Origin of the sequence: Neptunomonas sp. (assembly GCF_041601355.1) — a bacterium.
In the GTDB taxonomy this organism is placed as follows: Bacteria; Pseudomonadota; Gammaproteobacteria; order Pseudomonadales; family Balneatricaceae; genus Neptunomonas.
The window spans coordinates 1-18423 of record NZ_JBFIIH010000086.1; the positions used below are offsets into that span (position 1 = coordinate 1).

Annotated in this window: 18 protein-coding genes and 1 tRNA gene; 11 read left to right on the plus strand and 8 right to left on the minus strand. The window is 42.7% G+C overall.

Features of this window, described 5'->3' with window-relative positions; all coding sequences use genetic code 11:
- From ABY436_RS13415 to ABY436_RS13430, 4 genes are all read left to right on the plus strand, one after another.
- Window positions 1-463, plus strand: a 463-nt coding sequence (locus ABY436_RS13415) for a cell division FtsA domain-containing protein (RefSeq protein ID WP_372739468.1), incomplete at its 5' end; no start/stop codon positions are given.
- A gap of 113 nt (window positions 464-576) precedes the next feature.
- The gene (ftsZ, locus tag ABY436_RS13420) at window positions 577-1776 is read left to right on the plus strand and encodes a cell division protein FtsZ (RefSeq protein ID WP_372739469.1); all 1200 of its coding nucleotides are present in this window, start codon (window positions 577-579) and stop codon (window positions 1774-1776) included.
- Between the two features lie 167 nt (window positions 1777-1943).
- Window positions 1944-2735, plus strand: a complete 792-nt coding sequence (locus tag ABY436_RS13425) for a CLCA_X family protein (protein ID WP_372739470.1) — start codon at window positions 1944-1946, stop codon at window positions 2733-2735.
- A 407-nt stretch (window positions 2736-3142) separates the two neighbouring features.
- Window positions 3143-3517, plus strand: a complete 375-nt coding sequence (locus tag ABY436_RS13430; protein WP_372739471.1) for a GreA/GreB family elongation factor — start codon at window positions 3143-3145, stop codon at window positions 3515-3517.
- Window positions 3518-4121: 604 nt separating this feature from the next.
- Here ABY436_RS13430 and ABY436_RS13435 read toward each other — a convergent pair.
- The 3 genes from ABY436_RS13435 to ABY436_RS13445 form a co-directional block, all read right to left on the minus strand.
- Entirely contained in the window at window positions 4122-4532 is a 411-nt protein-coding gene (locus tag ABY436_RS13435) for a HipA domain-containing protein (protein ID WP_372739473.1), read from the minus strand.
- Window positions 4526-4849: a HipA N-terminal domain-containing protein gene (locus ABY436_RS13440; RefSeq protein ID WP_372739474.1), complete on the minus strand. Its 324-nt coding sequence runs from the start codon at window positions 4847-4849 to the stop codon at window positions 4526-4528. Before ABY436_RS13440 ends, ABY436_RS13435 begins: the two co-directional genes overlap by 7 nt.
- 497 nt (window positions 4850-5346) lie before the next feature.
- A tRNA-Ser gene (locus ABY436_RS13445) sits at window positions 5347-5434 on the minus strand.
- 232 nt (window positions 5435-5666) lie between these two features.
- On the opposite strand from ABY436_RS13445, the gene ABY436_RS13450 reads away from it, so the two are divergent.
- Together ABY436_RS13450 and corA are read left to right on the plus strand one after the other, a co-directional pair.
- A complete protein-coding gene (locus ABY436_RS13450) occupies window positions 5667-6044 on the plus strand; it encodes a hemerythrin domain-containing protein (protein ID WP_090726787.1) in 378 nt (125 codons plus the stop codon).
- 80 nt (window positions 6045-6124) lie between these two features.
- Window positions 6125-7189 carry a magnesium/cobalt transporter CorA gene (gene corA / locus ABY436_RS13455; protein ID WP_372739475.1) on the plus strand — a complete coding sequence of 355 codons (1065 nt, stop codon included), beginning with the start codon at window positions 6125-6127 and terminating at the stop codon, window positions 7187-7189.
- 41 nt (window positions 7190-7230) lie between these two features.
- Here corA and ABY436_RS13460 read toward each other — a convergent pair whose 3' ends face one another.
- Together ABY436_RS13460 and ABY436_RS13465 are read right to left on the minus strand one after the other, a co-directional pair.
- Window positions 7231-8571 carry a D-serine ammonia-lyase gene (locus ABY436_RS13460; protein ID WP_372739476.1) on the minus strand — a complete coding sequence of 447 codons (1341 nt, stop codon included), beginning with the start codon at window positions 8569-8571 and terminating at the stop codon, window positions 7231-7233.
- 215 nt (window positions 8572-8786) lie between these two features.
- The gene (locus tag ABY436_RS13465) at window positions 8787-11018 is read right to left on the minus strand and encodes an NADP-dependent isocitrate dehydrogenase (protein ID WP_372739477.1); all 2232 of its coding nucleotides are present in this window, start codon (window positions 11016-11018) and stop codon (window positions 8787-8789) included.
- 765 nt (window positions 11019-11783) lie between these two features.
- On the opposite strand from ABY436_RS13465, the gene ABY436_RS13470 reads away from it, so the two are divergent.
- Window positions 11784-13082, plus strand: coding sequence for a transporter (locus ABY436_RS13470; protein ID WP_372739478.1), 1299 nt, complete (start codon window positions 11784-11786; stop codon window positions 13080-13082).
- Window positions 13083-13145: 63 nt separating this feature from the next.
- Here the strand turns inward: ABY436_RS13470 and ABY436_RS13475 are convergent, their stop codons facing one another.
- Both ABY436_RS13475 and ABY436_RS13480 read right to left on the minus strand, forming a co-directional pair.
- The gene (locus ABY436_RS13475; protein WP_372739479.1) at window positions 13146-14009 is read right to left on the minus strand and encodes a helix-turn-helix domain-containing protein; all 864 of its coding nucleotides are present in this window, start codon (window positions 14007-14009) and stop codon (window positions 13146-13148) included.
- A gap of 589 nt (window positions 14010-14598) precedes the next feature.
- Window positions 14599-15534 (minus strand): hypothetical protein, encoded by a 936-nt coding sequence (locus ABY436_RS13480; RefSeq protein WP_372739480.1) that lies wholly within the window; start codon window positions 15532-15534, stop codon window positions 14599-14601.
- On the opposite strand from ABY436_RS13480, the gene ABY436_RS13485 reads away from it, so the two are divergent.
- The 4 genes from ABY436_RS13485 to ABY436_RS13500 all read left to right on the plus strand — a co-directional run bounded on the left by ABY436_RS13485 (window position 15533) and on the right by ABY436_RS13500 (window position 17788).
- Window positions 15533-16018, plus strand: coding sequence for a hypothetical protein (locus ABY436_RS13485; RefSeq protein ID WP_372739481.1), 486 nt, complete (start codon window positions 15533-15535; stop codon window positions 16016-16018). The genes ABY436_RS13480 and ABY436_RS13485 overlap by 2 nt on opposite strands.
- An 80-nt stretch (window positions 16019-16098) precedes the next feature.
- A complete protein-coding gene (locus ABY436_RS13490; protein ID WP_372739482.1) occupies window positions 16099-16458 on the plus strand; it encodes a hypothetical protein in 360 nt (119 codons plus the stop codon).
- 15 nt (window positions 16459-16473) lie between these two features.
- Window positions 16474-17157 (plus strand): C39 family peptidase, encoded by a 684-nt coding sequence (locus tag ABY436_RS13495; protein WP_372739483.1) that lies wholly within the window; start codon window positions 16474-16476, stop codon window positions 17155-17157.
- Between the two features lie 58 nt (window positions 17158-17215).
- Window positions 17216-17788 (plus strand): hypothetical protein, encoded by a 573-nt coding sequence (locus ABY436_RS13500; RefSeq protein WP_372739484.1) that lies wholly within the window; start codon window positions 17216-17218, stop codon window positions 17786-17788.
- 55 nt (window positions 17789-17843) lie between these two features.
- Here ABY436_RS13500 and ABY436_RS13505 read toward each other — a convergent pair.
- On the minus strand, window positions 17844-18423 hold a 580-nt coding region (locus ABY436_RS13505; RefSeq protein WP_372739485.1), incomplete at its 5' end, for an EAL domain-containing protein.

Sequence of the window (18423 nt, forward strand, 5' to 3'; positions counted from 1 at the left end):
CGGTGATAGACCACCGCGTGACCTGTCCCGTCAAGCGCTGGCCGAAGTGGTTGAACCACGGTATGACGAGTTATTGTCCATGGTGCAGGCAGAATTACGCCGCAGTGGATTTGAAGATTTAGTGGCCGCCGGCATTGTGTTAACCGGCGGTACCGCGAAAATGGAAGGCGTGGTCGAACTGGCAGAAGAGATATTCCATATGCCGGTACGTTTGGCCATGCCGCAGGGTGTTCGCGGAATGGACGACATTCTGCATAACCCGATTTTTGCGACCGGTATTGGTTTACTGCATTACGCCAGTCAGGGTGGGCAGGCGGGCAGTGCCTCATCGGTACGTATGCCTTCTAAAGCAGAGGTGCTGGCGGGTGAGAAGCGTGCTACAGCGCCGGTTGTTGCAAAACCAGTCTATGAAGGCCCTGGGCTTGTCAGCCGGGTAAAAGATTGGTTTAAAGGAAATTTTTAGCCTCAGTCGCTTACTAAAAGCAGTTGAGATAATGTGTATTTTAAAAATATAAAATAGCGCTGTACAGCTGTCGTTACGCTGACGAAAAGTGCAAACCTGAAGGAGATTGGATTATGTTCGAACTGGTTGATAGTCTGCCACAAAATGCCGTCATTAAGGTGATTGGCGTTGGCGGTGGCGGCGGAAACGCCGTACAGCACATGCTAAACACCGATGTAGAAGGTGTAGAGTTTATTTGTGCGAATACTGACTCACAGGCTTTGCAGAATATGCTGTCTCGTGCCGTTATTCAGATTGGTGGTGAGCTTACCAAAGGTTTGGGTGCAGGTGCAGACCCTGAAGTGGGTCGTCAGGCAGCGATAGAAGACCGTGAACAGATTGCCGAAATGATTACCGGTGCTGATATGGTATTCATCACCGCAGGTATGGGGGGTGGTACAGGTACAGGTGCGGCGCCAATCGTAGCTGAAGTGGCTAAAGAACTGGGTATTCTGACGGTTGCGGTTGTGACCAAGCCTTTCCCGTTTGAAGGCCGTAAGCGCATGAAAATTGCTGAAGAAGGTATTCAGCAATTAAAAGAGAATGTTGATTCATTAATCATCATTCCTAACGAAAAATTGATGCAGGTATTGGGTCGTAACTGCAGCCTGATTAATGCATTTAATACCGCTAACGATGTATTACGCGGTGCTGTCCAGGGGATCGCAGACCTGATCACGCGCCCGGGTATGATCAACGTCGACTTTGCAGATGTTCGTACTGTAATGTCCGAAATGGGCATGGCGATGATGGGCACAGGCGCTGCAAAAGGGGATGACCGCGCTACCGTGGCCACCTTAGCTGCGATCAATAGTCCACTACTCGAAGATGTTGACCTTAAAGGTGCGCGCGGTATTTTGGTAAATATTACAGCGGGTCTGGATTTAAGTCTGGGTGAGTTCTCTGAAGTGGGTAATATTGTTGAAGAATATGCATCAGATAACGCAACTATTGTTGTGGGTACGGTTATTGATCCGGACTTGACTGATGAGTTACGTGTGACGGTTGTGGCTACGGGGTTGGGCCAGGCTCAGACTGAAGAGTTGAGAGTCGTAAACGGCGGCACTACCACGCGTGTTGTTTCATCCGCAGCAGACTTTAATCAACTTGAACTGCCAACGGTATTACGTAATCGCTCTGAAGCGCGTCAGCGTGGTGGCAGCGTGCCGGATCAGAAAGAAAACGAAATGATGCATGCTCCGGCGAAAAAGACAGGAACCGATGATATGGACTTCCTGGATATACCGGCTTTTTTGCGTCGTCAGGCTGACTAATATCAGCTGGTAGACATCTTTCAGGTTTTAGTTTTGGGCTGCTCATTGAGTGGCCTTTTTTTGTTTTTTTTGGGTTGATTTTGTATGGTTATGTCTTGGATGTCAGCGGCATTTGGCATCATAGAAAATAATTGAAACTGAGTAATCTGTATGGCTTCAAAATTATAATGACATTATCGCGGGAATTTTATCGGCATGGCCCCGATATCCGGCAGGGTCTGCCCGTTAGCTTCGTAGACGTCAGGCAACGCTTTGATTTCAGCTCCATTCGAATCGGACGCTGGGTAACGCAGCCTGAGCAAGTCCGGGCTGCCGGGCTATTTTATGATGCTCTTGTTGATCTGATGAGCATATTGCAGTGCCCTGAGCCCTTGATCTCTTTGCGCGGAACCTTGTCTCTACAATACGGTATTGGTGGGCGGCCCGGAGTCTCGGCTCACTATCAACCGTCGATGCGATGCTTTTCATTGGCTAAAAACGCAGGCCCTGGCAGTATTGCACACGAGTGGTTTCATGCGCTTGATCACTACCTGGGAGCTACAGCATTTGATGATGCGCCTTCAGGAATGTTTGCTTCCACAGCGTGGTTATCAGAAGCAACGCCCGTAGTTCACCCGCTGAATGATGATCTGTACGCTTGTTTCAGAAGTATTATGTTAGATGAAGATGGGAAATCACCGAGTCCGTTGTTTCAGGTATCAGCACGGGTCGACAAGGCCATGAAGCAAGTGTATTACAGCCAGCCAGAAGAATTATGTGCCCGTGCATTTGAAGCGTTTATTCAAGATGCTGCTATTACGAACAACTTTTTAGTGTCAGGAACTAAAGCAACCACTGAAGCACAGCAAGGCCTGTATCCAGTGGGCAAACAGCGTGAGCGAATTAACCGGGCGTTTCAGCATTATTTTAATCGCCTCGGTTCTGCATTAAACAGTGAAATCCGTAGAAACGCGGGTTAACTACTTGCTGCTAACTATCTGTTTATAACTATCTGTTTATAACTACCTATTACTAACGACTTGCTTCTTAGTGGCGCACTAAGAAATAAGGCTATGCTTATTCGTTTACTTATTTATATTAACTTTTCGATTAGTAAAGTTTTTAAATGAGGGGCGTTTAAGATCTGTAAGTGCAATACATTCGGATAAAGGAGAGAGGAGGTCAGTTGCTAATAATTGAGGGGTAGTGGCTTGCCTTTTATATTTTAACAGGTATGCTGGTAGTTAATTCATGCAGGACTGACTGTAAATACCATGTTGAAAAAATACTTGATACCTGATTATTATATCGCCTTCCCGCATTAGGCCGGGAGGCTAGCACCTCTCGGCGAGTACTTTTTACACAAATTGTACAATGGGAGATGATAATGTTCGCAATACCTTTATCCAATTACCGCTATCTGATTAATAAATTATACCGCTATATATTAGCGAATGATTCGCTTAGCTATTCTAAGCCTTATCATCTGCTTTCAGTGTTTAATGTGCTTGATAGCTTGGAAAATCAATCGCTTAACCAGGCTAATATAGGCGATACAGTACTCATAAGTTTTGTCGATACACAGGAAAAGCTACAACTGACACTGGTGAATGCCGATAAAGTGCCGGGTGATGAAAAAAACATTTCTGTGTTGTCTCCACTGGGCAGTGCTTTGTTAGGGCGCTCCAAAGGAGAGTGTTTTAGCGTCAATATTTTAAATAGTAGCATTGATTGCAAGCTCCTTAAGATTGTTAATAAATAGACTTTAAGAATTTTTTATGGAGGAACTTGGCCTTGAAGTATTTATCTTGCCGCGAATGTATCCGTTAAGAAACTCTGTGAAAGTAATGGCGGCGGCTCTTGGCTTAAGCAGAAATTTTTTGGAGATTTTGTCATGGCTAAAGATAATAGAGAGAAAAAGCAACCGTCTAAAACATTGAAAGAAAAACGACGAGATAAGAAAGCGAAAAGACTTTCTGATTCCTGATTTTTTTATTTAGAGCGCTCATATGAGCGCTCTTTTTATATTAGCTCGACGCAAAAAATAAATCATCAGAGGTGTTTTTTAAATGAATCTACATAAAAAATGTTGCCGGATATTTAATAGCCTGAATAATTAAAAAATATTATGAATTAGATGCAGTGTTCGCTCACTATATTATTTGGAAATTAATTTTCAGGACCGGTTAATTCTGCCAAACCCAACAAAAAACGCCAGACTGCGCTATCGTTCACTAAGCCCAGGCACACCACAGGTTTATCAGCCAGAGTCAAGCAAGCGCGCGCTGCAGCCGTAAAGCGGGCTAACCGGGAAAATAGGTCAATAAACAGATAATCAGATATGGCTTATCTCCACTAGCCATGTTCTATGTAGCACTTGTCAGTTGTATGGCCATATCATTAATAACACCATAGCGAATCGATCGAAGCAGTGCTGACTGTCCTTCCTTTGCTAGCCCGGGTGAGTTGTTAGATTGATGAATTGCAATCAACTGGTCCGCACACTCACATATCCGACTGCAAAATCGTTGCAGGATACTATTGGCATATCTTTCAGATAATTTGAGAGAAGCCGCAAGCATGTGGATGTCGTTTAGGGTGATCTGGCTGTATATCTTTGCATGGCCAACTGGCCATACTAGAGCGTCAGCTCCCCATGCGTTCCCGACAGCATAAACGGCTGTTGAGAGTTGGTCGAACAGAGGAGTGAGTGTTAGCCTGGATCCATCAAGAAAAAATGAAAGGTTTATTAGGTGGTCATCGCTGTTGCCTACCAATATGTTGAACCGATACCCGGTTCTTCATTGGGTGGTAGCAGGGTCAGTGCGCCTGCTGATTCAGCGCCGAATGTTTTAAGCAAACCAAAAGCATCTGCCTTATCGATCTTTGCTCCACTAGCGAGCAGTTCTCTTGCGCCTTCTTCAGGTAGTAGGTTATCAAAGAACCACTGCACAGGCCGGATTGATGCGCCATCGATAAATAGACTGGTCTTTCGGGGTAGTTGAGGGCGCAGGTCGAACTCCGACCACAGAGCATCATATTCAAACTGCCATAGATTATTAAACTCACGAAGCTCGCCAATCTTTGAGGTCATAAACTTGCATGATTAGGCCATCATTCCAAATTTCATTCTGTTGAGAATATCACCAGCGAAATTGATGCCAGTCATCGTGTCGGGATACTCAACATTTTCTCGTAATTAAATAATACAAACTTGTGCAGTCCGCAGTCCGCAGTCCGCAGTCTGGTCTGGACAGGTAAATGTACTGTCGAGGTCGGAATTGTAAGAAAGTCTACCGATGGCAGGGTATGGGGAAGGTATTGGTTTTGACGAACGTCATGGGTAGGTAATTAAGAGTAATTTGAGTTAGCTTACGAATTGAGCTTTGGTGATTTAATCGTACGGTGATCAGCAATAATAAAAGATTGTTGTGGGAATGCAGTCAGAGTTAAGGAGAAAATGCAGAGAGGAAAGAGATCAAGACAATACAGGATGATACAAGCCAGAACAAAAGCATGGGTCAACGTATGCATCTATATGAGGGGGGGGTAAAAAATATCGAGTGAAGTCAAATACTTAAGCTAAGTAAATGGCGGTCAGGGAGGGATTCGAACCCTCGATACCTTGCGGTATACACACTTTCCAGGCGTGCTCCTTCGGCCACTCGGACACCTGACCGTTATGAGGCGCGAATTCTATCATAAGTCTCTGGTAGTGCAAGGTATTTTAGATTTTTTACGAAAATTCGTAGTCAACACTGTCGAAAATCAGATTCAATGAACGAAGCGCTTCTGCGACTCAGGCATCAGTGAATATATGTAGTTGGAAACAGGTAGTTGAGAATATGAGTCCAGTCATATTGATAATAATGATATATTATTAATACATTTTAATAACTTGGGATGTCTACATGAAACGATCATTAACCCTTACGCCGTTAAGTCGTGAGCATCATCAGGCACTGGTTTTTAGTAAGCGTTTAAAGGAGATATTTAATGCGCCTTCAGATAAGCAGTTGCAGCAGTGGTTGACGTTTAAGCCTTTATTAGTCGCTGCTCTGTTGCCTCATTTCGAAGAGGAGGAGCGCTATTTTTTACATGAGTTGGGCGTGTCCTCACAGCATCATCTTATACAGCATATGTTGCAGGATCATCAGTCCATTCGTGATTATATCGACGCGCAAGAGTTGGATAAGCTGAGTGTGTTTGCTGATTTGCTAAAGGCTCATGTGCGCTTCGAAGAAAGAGAGTTATTTCCCTGGCTTGAAGAGACTTATGCTTTGAATTGAGGCATTGAATTGATAGCGAATTTACCGTTGAATTATGGATCGTGCTATTTTTATCGCAAACCTATTCTGAGTAGAGTGTAATGTCTGATTCGTTAAGTACTGTGTCTGATAAGTTGGGGATGCCGCCCGGCGCTTTGGTGCATGTAGGTAATGTTCATGAAGCGGTTACCAGGCTATTTGTCGTCGACTACACGAGCGAGTACGCCAATGAGCATAGCATTCAGTCAATTGATGAACTTCGCCAGTACAGAAACAGCAGTAGCATAACCTGGGTGATTATTGAGGGCTTGACGGATGTGGGTGTTGTAGAGGATGTCGGAAAAATGTTCGATATTCATCCGCTGGTACTTGAGGATATTCTTAATACACACCAAAGAGCCAAATTTGAAGAATATGACGATTATCTCTTCATCGTTTTAAAGTGTTTGATGCCAGAAAAGGGAGAGTTTTCGGTTAACTATGAGCAGATAAGTCTTTTAGTGCTGCGTAATGTTGTGCTGATGTTTAAAGAGAAAACGGATGATTTGTTCAACCCCTTGTTGAAGCAACTAAGAAACAGCAAAGGTCGGCTCAGAAGTTCAGGTTCCGATTATCTGACCTATGCTGTATTGGACAGCATTGTGGATCAGGGTTTCTTGCTGATCGATGCATTAGATGAAACGGTTATTCTGGTGGAGAGTGATGTTTATGATAACCCCACGCCCGCGACTCTGAATCAGATTCAGCGCCTTAAAAGAGAGATGATTAATGTCAGAAGGAACATGTCACCGGTACGGGAGATGCTGGCGGCGATGCTGCGTAGCGAATCTCCGTTAATTCATGAACAAACTTATCTGTATCTGCGCGATGTTTCTGACCACTCTTTGCGTGTGATTGAATCTGTTGAGTCGTATCGGGATATATTGTCAGGCTTGCTGGAGATCTATATTTCCAGCATCAGTAATAAAATGAACGAAGTGATGAAGGTGTTGACGGTCTTTGCATCAATTTTCATTCCATTGACCTTTCTGGCGGGTATCTATGGAATGAATTTTGAGTACATGCCGGAGCTGCATTGGAAATGGGCTTATCCGGCATTGTGGGTGGCATTTATCACTATCCCCGCGGTATTGCTTGTTTATTTCAAAAAGAAAAAATGGCTGTGATTAATTATGAGTGATCGTACTCAATGGGCCATCAGCGCAGGTTACGTTAACTGTGTAGCGGTCTGGTAATATCTGTTTTGTTCCTCTTTGGGCACCATACTGCCGCCGGTAGCCCAGCTTATATGCGTGGCGTGCTCCATTTTGTCTTCTAGCTTGTGTTGTTTTAAGTAGGCACTGCCTTTAGACAGTATATTGATAATGCCCGGCAAGCTTGCCAGTGCAGATGGCTCCAAAGAGAGTTGCTCGGTATCTTTCAGCAATTTAAGCAGCCGGTACATATTTTCATCACTGACCGTGTAAATTCCGCTGAGTAACGGTTCCATGAATTTACCCACAAATGCTGAAGGGCGACCAACCGCCAGGCCATCAGCGCAGGTTTTATTATCAATGCCAATATCTTGCACGCTAACCTGGTCATGAAGCCCTGAGTACATACCCAGCAGCATGCAGGGTGAATGGGTAGGTTCGGCAAAAAAGCAGTGAACGTTGTCGCCAAAAACGTGTTTTAAACCAAATGCTACACCGCCAGGGCCTCCTCCTACGCCACACGGCAGGTAGACAAACAAAGGGTGTTCTTCATCAACAATGATCTGCTGCTCTTCCAGTTGTTTTTGCAGGCGTAAAGCAGCAACGCTGTATCCTAAAAAGAGATCCTGAGAGTTTTCATCATCGATAAAGTGAGCAAGTGGTGTTTGTCTGGCCTGTTCACGGCCCTGTTCAACCGCTTTGCTGTAATCATCGGCATGCTCGACGACCGTCACACCTTTACTGCGTAGCAGATCCTTTTTCCACTGGCGGGCATCTGCAGACATATGCACTGTCACGTTAAAGCCGAGCTTGGCGCTGATAATTCCTATGCTGAGCCCAAGATTACCGGTAGAGCCAACTATGATGCTGTGCTTAAAAAAGAAATCTCGTAACTCTGGCGTGTTTAATATCCGATAATCTGAATTTTTATCTAAAAAACCTGCAGCAATGCCAAGAGTCTCTGCATGTTTAAGCACCTCGTAAATACCGCCACGTGCTTTGATAGAGCCTGATACTGGCAGGTGGCTGTCGCATTTCATCCAGAGTTTACCTGGCAGGGAGATGCCGGCAATCCTCGAAAGGGCGTGCTGAGCGTTGGGGATGGCGCGTAAAGGGGATTCTATCAAGCCGTGACTAATGGCTGTTTCCGGGAAGGCTGCCGCGATGTAGGGTGCGAATCTTGTCAGGCGGCTGGCAGCATCTTCGATGTTGGCTCCGTTTAAGACAAGGCTATTTTGTATGGATTTAAAATTTGTCAGCAGCGGGTTTAGCCAAAGCAGTTCATGTAGTTTTTGTAAATGGGGTGTCAATGAGTGTGTATGAAGTAATGATAGTTGTTCAGCTGTGATGCTCATAACAGGTTGTGTCTCAATACAAGATCAGAAAGTGGATTGCTTACTATTTAAGTATCGTGATCGGTAATTGATATCGTGTACAGGGAAATAGTTTGATGCCGGGCTACAGGCCAAAAATTCAGTATAAAGTTTTATGCAGAGATTAAAAAGCCCGCAAGGTTGTGGCCTTGCGGGCTTTTAGTGGTTATTTCAGTTAGAAATTACCAGAGGTCAATTTACTGATGAGCTGACGCAAGCACTTTATTTAGCGTAGCACTTGGGCGCATGACGCGTTTTACCGTGTCACGTTTAGCGTGGTAGTAACCATCCAGTTCAGCAGGGCGGCCCTGAACTGCGCTGAGTTCGCCGACAATAGTGTCTTCGTTATCAGCTAATGTTTTAGCCAACGGTGCAAACAGGTTTGCCAATTCTTTATCTTCTGTTTGTGCTGCAACGGCCTGAGCCCAGTACAAACCCAGATAAAAGTGGCTGCCACGGTTGTCCAGTTCACCGGTTTTGCGCGACGGCGACTTGTTATTTTCTAACAATTTTCCGGTGGCTTGATCCAGTGTTTTAGACAGAACAGTCGCACGTGGGTTATTCTTTTTGATGCCCATATCTTCAAGAGAAACCGCTAATGCCATGAATTCACCCAGTGAATCCCAGCGCAGGTGGTTTTCTTCTTCAACCTGCTGTACGTGTTTAGGTGCAGAACCGCCAGCGCCTGTTTCGTACATGCCACCGCCTTTAAGCATCGGAACGATAGACAGCATCTTAGCGGACGTACCCAGTTCCATGATTGGGAACAGGTCAGTCAGGTAGTCACGCAGGACGTTACCGGTAACGGAAATAGTGTCTTTTCCGCGGATCTGGCGTTCCATGGATAAACGAATCGCTTCGTCATAAGACATGATACGGATATCCAGACCTGTGGTGTCATGATCCTGGAGATAAGTTTCAACTTTTTTGGCCAGTTCCATGTCGTGAGCACGTTCAGGATCCAACCAGAAAATGGCAGGTGTATCAGACTGGCGGGCACGTGTTACGGCTAGTTTAACCCAGTCACGTACAGGCTCATCTTTAGTCTGGCATGCGCGCCAGATATCACCTTTCTCAACTTCATGCTGAGTCAGAACAGTACCGGCAGCATCAACGATACGCATGGTACCATCTTCAATCATCTCAAATGTTTTATCGTGTGAGCCGTATTCTTCTGCTTTTTTAGCCATTAAACCAACGTTAGGTACGGTACCCATTGTGGTTGGATCAAATGCTCCGTTAGTTTTGCAGAAGTTAATCATTTCCTGGTAGATGCGAGAGTAAGTACTTTCAGGCATGACTGCTTTAGTATCTTTCTGCTTTCCATCAGGTCCCCACATCTGACCAGAGCTACGGATCATTGCAGGCATAGATGCATCGACGATGACATCGCTGGGTACGTGAAGGTTTGAGATACCTTTAACAGAATCAACCATCGCCATTTCTGGGCGAGTAGCGTAGCAAGCCTGGATATCTTCTTCGATCTCTTCACGCTGAGAACGTGGCAGGCTGGCAATTTTATCGTATACGCTGCCCAGACCATTGTTTGGGTTAACTTCAAGCTCTTTAAATAGCTCGCCATGTTTTTCGAACAAGTCTTTATAGAAAACTGTCACCGCATGACCAAATACGATCGGGTGAGAGACCTTCATCATCGTTGCTTTAACGTGCAGCGACCACATAACGCCGCTTTCTTTAGCATCGTTCAGAGTCTCTTCAAAGAATTCACGCAGCGCTTTGCAGCTCATAAACATGCCGTCAATAATTTCGCCCTGTTCCAGCTGCAATTCTTTCTTAACGGTTACCTTGCCATCTTTAGCGACAAACTCAATGCGCACATCGGTTTCTTTATCAACAGTGACAGACTGTTCACTAGAGAAGAAGTCTCCACCGCGCATATAGTCAGCGTGAGTGCGAGAGGCTTTGCTCCATTTACCCATAGAGTGCGGAAATTTACGTACGAACGCTTTAACCGCAGCGGGAGCGCGGCGATCAGAGTTACCTTCACGCAGTACAGGGTTAACCGCACTACCAAGAAGCTTGCCATAACGTACCTGGAGTGCTTTTTCTTCATCTCCATGAGCTACTTCAGGGTAGCTTGGAATATCATATCCCTGAGATTGCAGTTCAGCGATACAGGCTCTCAACTGAGGAATGGAAGCACTGATGTTTGGTAGCTTAATGATATTAGCGTCAGGATCCTGCGTCAGTTCACCCAGAAAAGACAAGCCATCTTCTACTTTCTGATCTTCAGTCAGACGTTCGGGGAAAGCTGAAAGAATTCGGCCTGCCAGTGAAATATCGCTAATTTTGACATCGATATCAGCAGCAGCTGTAAAGGTTCTAACGATGGGTAATAAAGAGCAGGTAGCCAGTGATGGAGCTTCGTCAGTAAGGGTGTAATATATCGTTTGTTTCGTTGTTGTCATTTCTCATCCCCGAGTAGTTTAGCTTGATCGCCACAGGCTTGAAGTAAGTTGACTTTTGGTCTGGTTACTCCACTGGTCCAAGCCTTTTATCTGTATTTTTCGAACAGAATTATACCGGAAGTGTCATGTCGGTTATACGCTTGGACTATGCACTTAAGGATAATAAAACGTTGATTATGTAAATAATCTACAAAGGTAGTAGGGCTGTTAAAGGGATACCAGGCCGCTATCGCACATTTTTTGATCATTATTTCAATCAAGATGCTTGTCCATCAGGCCAGCTTGATCAGGCCCGTTTCATCAGGCTGGTTTCATCAAGAGACTTTCATCAAGAGATTTCATCAAGAGATTTCATCAGTAGAGTCCGCTAAACAGAATGCGCAGAGGAAGCATAGATAGGGAAGTCGTACTACTTGTCGTGCTCACTTGTCGCAGTGCTTAAAAGCCGTGCGCCTGCATGCTTTTTGAATGGTTACATTTGAACGATGAAATGGATGGGTAAATCTAATAACTTATATAAATTAAAATAACTTAAAAATCACTCAAAAAATAACTCAAAAAGTACTCAAAAAACACTCAATAAATTAATTTTTATTAAAGTTTGTCTATGTGTTTTATGTAGCTAAACGTTTGTTTTAACGTCAAATTAATATTGTCGAGTATAAGATTGTTAAATTAATTAAATTGTGAGATATTTTAAGCTTAATGGTCTTTTTGACTTTTATTTTGATGCGTGATGCTGGTTGGTAAGAGGTGGGAGCTAAGATGAAGGGAAATAAAAATAAAAAGAATTATCTTTTGGATGGCATTAACAGGGGCATTGAAAGGGGTATTAACAGGCGCATTAATAATAGTGCCTGTAAAAGCAGCTACGGAATATTTTCGCGTCGTGCTGTTATCTATTTGATCGTACTGTATTCAGGTAATGTATTTTCTGCAGAAGCGGCTTCTGATGAAGCGCTATTAGAGCAATATAAACAACTTCTAATGGAGCAGCAAAAGCAATTTGAAATACAAAAAAAGATGTTAACACAGCAGGGTCAACAGATTGATGAGTTGAAATCCAGGCTCGATGCGATGTCTCAGACCCCTCCCCGAAGAAACCTGCCCTCTGGCCCTGTCGGGCAAAAGCCGCCGCAAATGCCTGAAGAGGTATCCCCGCCTGAAATAGCCAGGCTAAGCGATAATGTTGGCGGTGTGCTGACCAAGAAAGGCAAATTGATTCTCGAACCTGCCATCGAGTATTCATTTAATTCGAATAACCGCGTCTTTCTGGATGCGTTCACATTTTTACCCGCTTTAGCGGTTGGCCTTATCGATATACGAGAAATAAAACGCCATAGCACCTTCGCCAGTTTAACCACGCGCTATGGTATGACAGAGCGTTTGGAGCTTGAATTTAAATTGCCCTATGTGTATCGCTCAGACAGCCAGCGCTCACGCCCGATCAGCATAGGTGTGGGTGATGATGAGATCTTTAATGCCAGCGGTCATGGGATTGGTGATTTGGAATTTTCGGCGCGCTACCAATTAAATAACGGTAATGACGGCTGGCCAATATTTATTGGCAACGTAACGGTGACGTTACCGACAGGAAGCAGTCCGTATGATGTTGAGTATGTTATGTCGACGCCCGGCGCTGTGTTTCCAACAGAGCTACCAACGGGTTCGGGCTACCTGAGTATCCAGCCGAGTATAACGGCGCTCTATCCTACAGATCCTGGCGTGTTTTTTGGGAATCTAAGCTACAGCTACAGTGCTGAAACAGATGAAAGCGTCGGCAAAGTAAACCCGGGGGATGCCATAGGCATGAGTTTCGGATTGGGTTTTTCTTTGAACGAACGTTCTTCTTTTAGTTTGGGCTACTCGCATAAACATGTTTTTGAAACAAAGGTCGATGGTGCCAACCTTAAGGGAAGTGTGTTAGACATTGGGCAGTTGTCGATCGGCTATTCTTTGAGACTATCAGAAAAAACAAACGTAAACTTATCGCTGGGTATTGGTACAACTGAAGATGCGCAGGATGTCAGGCTTAGCCTGCGAGTGCCAATGTCCATATTATAGTCAGTTACAATCAATGATATAAAAATTTAGCCGTGTAATCATATAAGTACGCGGCTATTTTTTTTAAACGCTTCTTATACTTTGTCTTTCCGTATTAATGCCTTCAACAGGTGGTTTTATATTTAACCGATAGCCTATTCCTTTTAAAGTAATAATCCAGTGCGGACTGTAAGGGTCTACCTCTACTTTTTTGCGCAATAGGTGCATGTATTGGTAAAGATCAGACTTATTAGCACGATTATTTTCTGGCCACAGGTGGTTTATTATTTCTTGTGGGGTAAATATATGATCAATATCTGCTGCAAGCAAGGTAAAGAGTTTGAACTCTTTACGTGTCAGGTTGAGATTTTTTTCTTTGAAATAAACGGCCTGACTACTGATGTTGACAGTAAATGGTCCCGTTTTATAATGGTCACGATGTGTTTTTCGGCTAACGCTTAGCTTTTGTGATCCAGTTACCGATGACGCTTCTGCATGGTCTTCATGATTGTTACCATTCCTGCGGTCTCTGTTTCTGCGGTCATTGTTTCTTCTGTCAGGGAAGGGGTGGAAATTATAACTAAAATGCTCGCGTAAATACCCATCCAGCTTTTCCATTATCGGATCTTCTAAATAAAAATCTATCCATGACTCTTCCTGGATATCTTGCTGATCAGCATGATTGAAAATAGCACAGATAGGTATTTTGCCATCCTTGTTTATTTTCTCTAATACTTTTAGATAGGATTTTGTCGATTTTTTGTCCAAATCTCTTATATCAACAATTATCAATTTATATGAATTTTCTACTTCATCGGGGCTAATCTGTTCCTCGGTAGGTTTTGTACTCACCGTTAACTGGTTGGCAAGCCCATATCCATTTAACATTCCGATAATGAAATTATCATTAGATATCAGCAATATAGAGTTTTTTTTTGAAGTTTCCATATATGTCTTCCGTTTAAACTATTCTATTTTTGTTGTTATTGAATAGCATCTGAATTATAAAATTTTCATATTAGCATTATCAATTATTTTATAGGTATTTGTCAGGTAATAATACTACCTTTTTGTTATGAAATTAGTGCTGACTATAATATATCCCTTAGTATCAATGGGATACTCTTAGATGATAATAATTACTATTATCATTTTCTATATGATATGAAAATCAATAAATCAATAAATCAATATATCAATAATTCAAGGTTTTAAAACGTATGTTTTACTTAAAGGTAAATCAATTTTTTTTAAGGTTATGATTTTTTATTAAGTTTCTTTTTGATTTTTCTTATATGTTTTTTTGAGTTGTTTTGGTTGATTCTGATTGCGTTGGGATATCGCCGCCGCCGTTCTTTGGTGATTGATATTATTTGATCATGCAGTCAATTAACCACGACGGGTAATAATAATATAAATGGAGCATCAAAATGAATACTAATACTAAACTGCTAGCTGCTAGTATTGCACTTATCTTGGGAACATCCACCAGCGCGTGGGCTAACCCAACTAACACAGCTACTGAATCTGCACAATCTCAAACTGCTACAGCCAGTGCTGATACCAGTGGTGACGGTTCTGGTACTGCTAATGAGAATTCAACGGCTGTAGGAACTGATAATAGCGACAACAGCACCGCTGATAACGACGACAACAGTAACAATTCTGATAACAGCAACAATTCAGATAATACTAATAACTCGGACAACAGCACCGCTGATAACGACGACAACAGTAACAACTCTGACAACAGTAACAATTCAGATAATACTAATAACTCAGACAATAGCACCGCTGATAACGACGACAACAGTAACAACTCTGATAACAGTAACAATTCAGATAATACCAATAACTCGGACAACAGCACCGCTGATAACGACGACAACAGTAACAACTCTGATAACAGCAACAACTCAGATAACAGTAACAATTCAGATAACAGTACTGCTGATAACGACGACAACAGTAATAACTCTGATAACAGCAACAATTCAGACAACACTAACAACTCGGACAACAGCACCGCTGATAACGACGACAACAGTAACAACTCTGACAACAGCAACAACTCTGATAACAGCAATAATTCAGATAACAGCACCGCTGATAACGACGACAACTCTGATAATAGTTCGGCAGCGGGTAATAACGCGGTTGCAAATAATGGCGGTACCGCTACTGATACCGATAATAGTAATAACACCGATAACAATTCTGATAACAGCAACAACTCCGATAACAGCAACAGCTCTGACAACAGCAACAACTCGGATAACAGTACTGCTGATAACAGTTCTGCAACAGGAAGGGATGCGGTTGCAAACAACGGAAGTACTGCAACGTCAAATCGTTCTGATAACAGTTCAGCGAGTGCTTCGGCTGCCGGTTCAGCTGCTGCAAATGGTGGAAGTACTGCAACTTCAGATAATTCAAATAACTCTGATAACTCCAACAGTTCTGATAACAGCATGGCGCATGCTACTGCTGCCGGTTCAGCTGCTGCAAATGGTGGAAGTACAGCAACGTCAGATAACAGTAACAACAGTGATAACAGTGCCGCAAATGCATCCGCAATGGGATCGGCTGCAGCAAACAATAACAGTACAGCAAGCGTAGATAACAGCGATAACAGTGACAACAGTGATAACAGCGATAACAGCGATCACAGTGATAACAGTTATTCAACTTCAGATGGAACGGGTACGTCTTCTGCTAATGGCGGTGGTGCAGCAACGACCACTTATAGCGTAAATGACTCCGACTTGATGGGAACCGTTACAAATAATACATACGGTTACGCAGAAGCTCAGTCTGGAATGTGTTGTGGAACTAACAATATCACTGAATCATTCAATGGTACGGCTGGTGTCAACCAAAATATCCAAAATACTGGAGCTAACGCTCTGAATCAACAGCAGGTTTCTTTCCAGGGTAATGTGAATGTAAACCAATAACATGTGTTGATTTGGTCATCACCTAATAGGTTGTCGGCTCATTTGCCGGCAACCTTCATAATAATAAAAGGGAGAGTGTGATGAAGTTTAATAAAAAACTTTACGTATTTATCATACCCTTAGCAGTTAGTTATGTTGGAGGGCTTAGCGCGCTTCCGCTGGATGTAAACCAATTCCCAACGCCAAGCTATGCAGTACAGCTAGACGAATTAGATAACGTTCGCGGTCGTGGTGGGGTTGTAAATATTACAACCGTTGTGAATTCAAATATTGATGCGGAGTTATCAAATAATACAGCGATCAATAATGTGACAGGCTTTAATATTATTGATAACAGCGCATTTACTGAAGCGAGTGGTATTTTTTCTATTATTCAAAATACAGGAAATAACGTTATCATTCAGGACTCTACCATCGTTAACGTGACGATTACTCCATAATACAGGAGATGGATTATGAGAATATTCGTTGTTGGTTTGTCTTTTTGTATGTTGTTATTAATTAATTTTAAAGTGCAAGCTATAGAGTTAAGTGGATTTTCAATAGGGGGAAATTACAAAATTCCTGTTGTTAGCTTCAATGATCGTAAATTTTCCACAACCTACAAACAGCAGTATGATTTCAGTTGTGGTTCTGCTGCACTGGCCAGCCTGCTGACTTTTCATTATGACTACGATATTAACGAACAAGGTGTGTTCGTAGATATGTTTGAGTACGGTGATAAAGCAAAAATACAGCAGCAAGGTTTTTCCATGTTAGATATGAAGCGCTTTCTTGAGAGACGCGGCTATAAATCTAATGGTTTTCGAATGCCGCTTGATAAATTAAAAGTACCGGCTATAACAATCATTAATAATAATGGCTATATGCACTTCGTTGTCATTAAGGGATATAACGAAAAAGAAGTGCTGGTAGGAGACCCGTCCGTAGGTGTGAAGGTGATACCTCTGGATGATTTTAATACGATGTGGGGGCAACGAATTTTGTTTCTCATAGAAGACTATCAAAATATTGCATCTGCATATTTTCAGAATAGCCGAGAGTGGAGTATTCGTGTAAAAGCGCCGTTAGATAGCGTGATAAGCCGTGCCAGCTTAGGAACATTTAACATATTACGACCAGGAAACTGGGACTTTTAACAGGAAGCAGAGATTTTTTATTTTTCTTGGGTTTGATCTTCCGTAGGGAGGCATTTAGATGACTATTCAACGTATCAGTGCAAGAGCACTATCTCTGCTTATCATGGCATTAAGCGGGTGTTTCTCTACCTATCTTTCTGCTGAAAACCTCTCAGACCAAGGTCTGTTACTCTCACAAAAAGCACAGTTAACCAGCCAAGCGAGTAGCCTGGTAAGGAAGCAAGTTGCTAGTAGCCCCGTTAATAATCACGCGGATAACCACATAATAAGTAGCAATTGGCAAACAGTATCTGATGAAGAACTGGATACTTTACGTGGTGGTTTTACACTGCCGAGTGGATTGATTGTTGACTTCAGCTTTGATAGAAGGATTTATCAAAATGGTATAGAAGCATTTTATACCTACTTTGAGTTACCACAAAATTCTGCGCTCAGCCGTGGGGTTTCATCTGATCTGGCTGCAAATTTCACTAATATGTTATTGAATTCTGTGACTCAAAATAGTTTGGATAACCAAGTAATAAGAACAATAAATACGATTAATATTGATATCAGTAATATCAAAAATGCTAATTTTGATGCGAATCGTTCAGAATTTTTCAGGAATGTGGTAAGTCCGGGCTTTAAATAAGTGCATTTAATTAAGCGGACCTAAATAAGCCGATCTAATTAGACAGATCGGTTTTTTAGTATTTGATGTTTATACCGGCTAACAGCTCATTTTTCTTATGCTCAATCACGCTGAGTAATTCAGCCATAGGCATAGGTTTGCTGTAATAATATCCTTGGTAGCTATCACAGTCTTTTTTCTTCAAAAATTCATATTGTTCCTGATTAACCACACCTTCTGCTACTACCCATAAGTTAAGATTTTTAGCCAGCGATATGATGGTTTGCACGATAGCCCTGTCGTTGACGTCCAGCGTAATATCATTGATAAATGACTGGTCGATTTTTATTACATCGATAGGTAAGTTTTTCAGGTATTGGAGAGACGAATAGCCGGTACCAAAATCATCTATAGCAAGACGAATACCCATCTCTCTTAGTTCGAATAATTTTCTTTTTGTATCGTCAGTATTGTGGATAAGAATAGATTCAGTCAGTTCCAGTTCAAGCTGCTGGGGCTGGATGTTATGACTCAGCATGATGCGCTGCATTTCAGAGATAAAGTTTTTTTGCTGAAATTGGCGGACACTCATATTCACTGATATAAAAGAAATCGGTTGTTTTTTGTGTGTGTTCCATGACGATATTTGTCGGCAG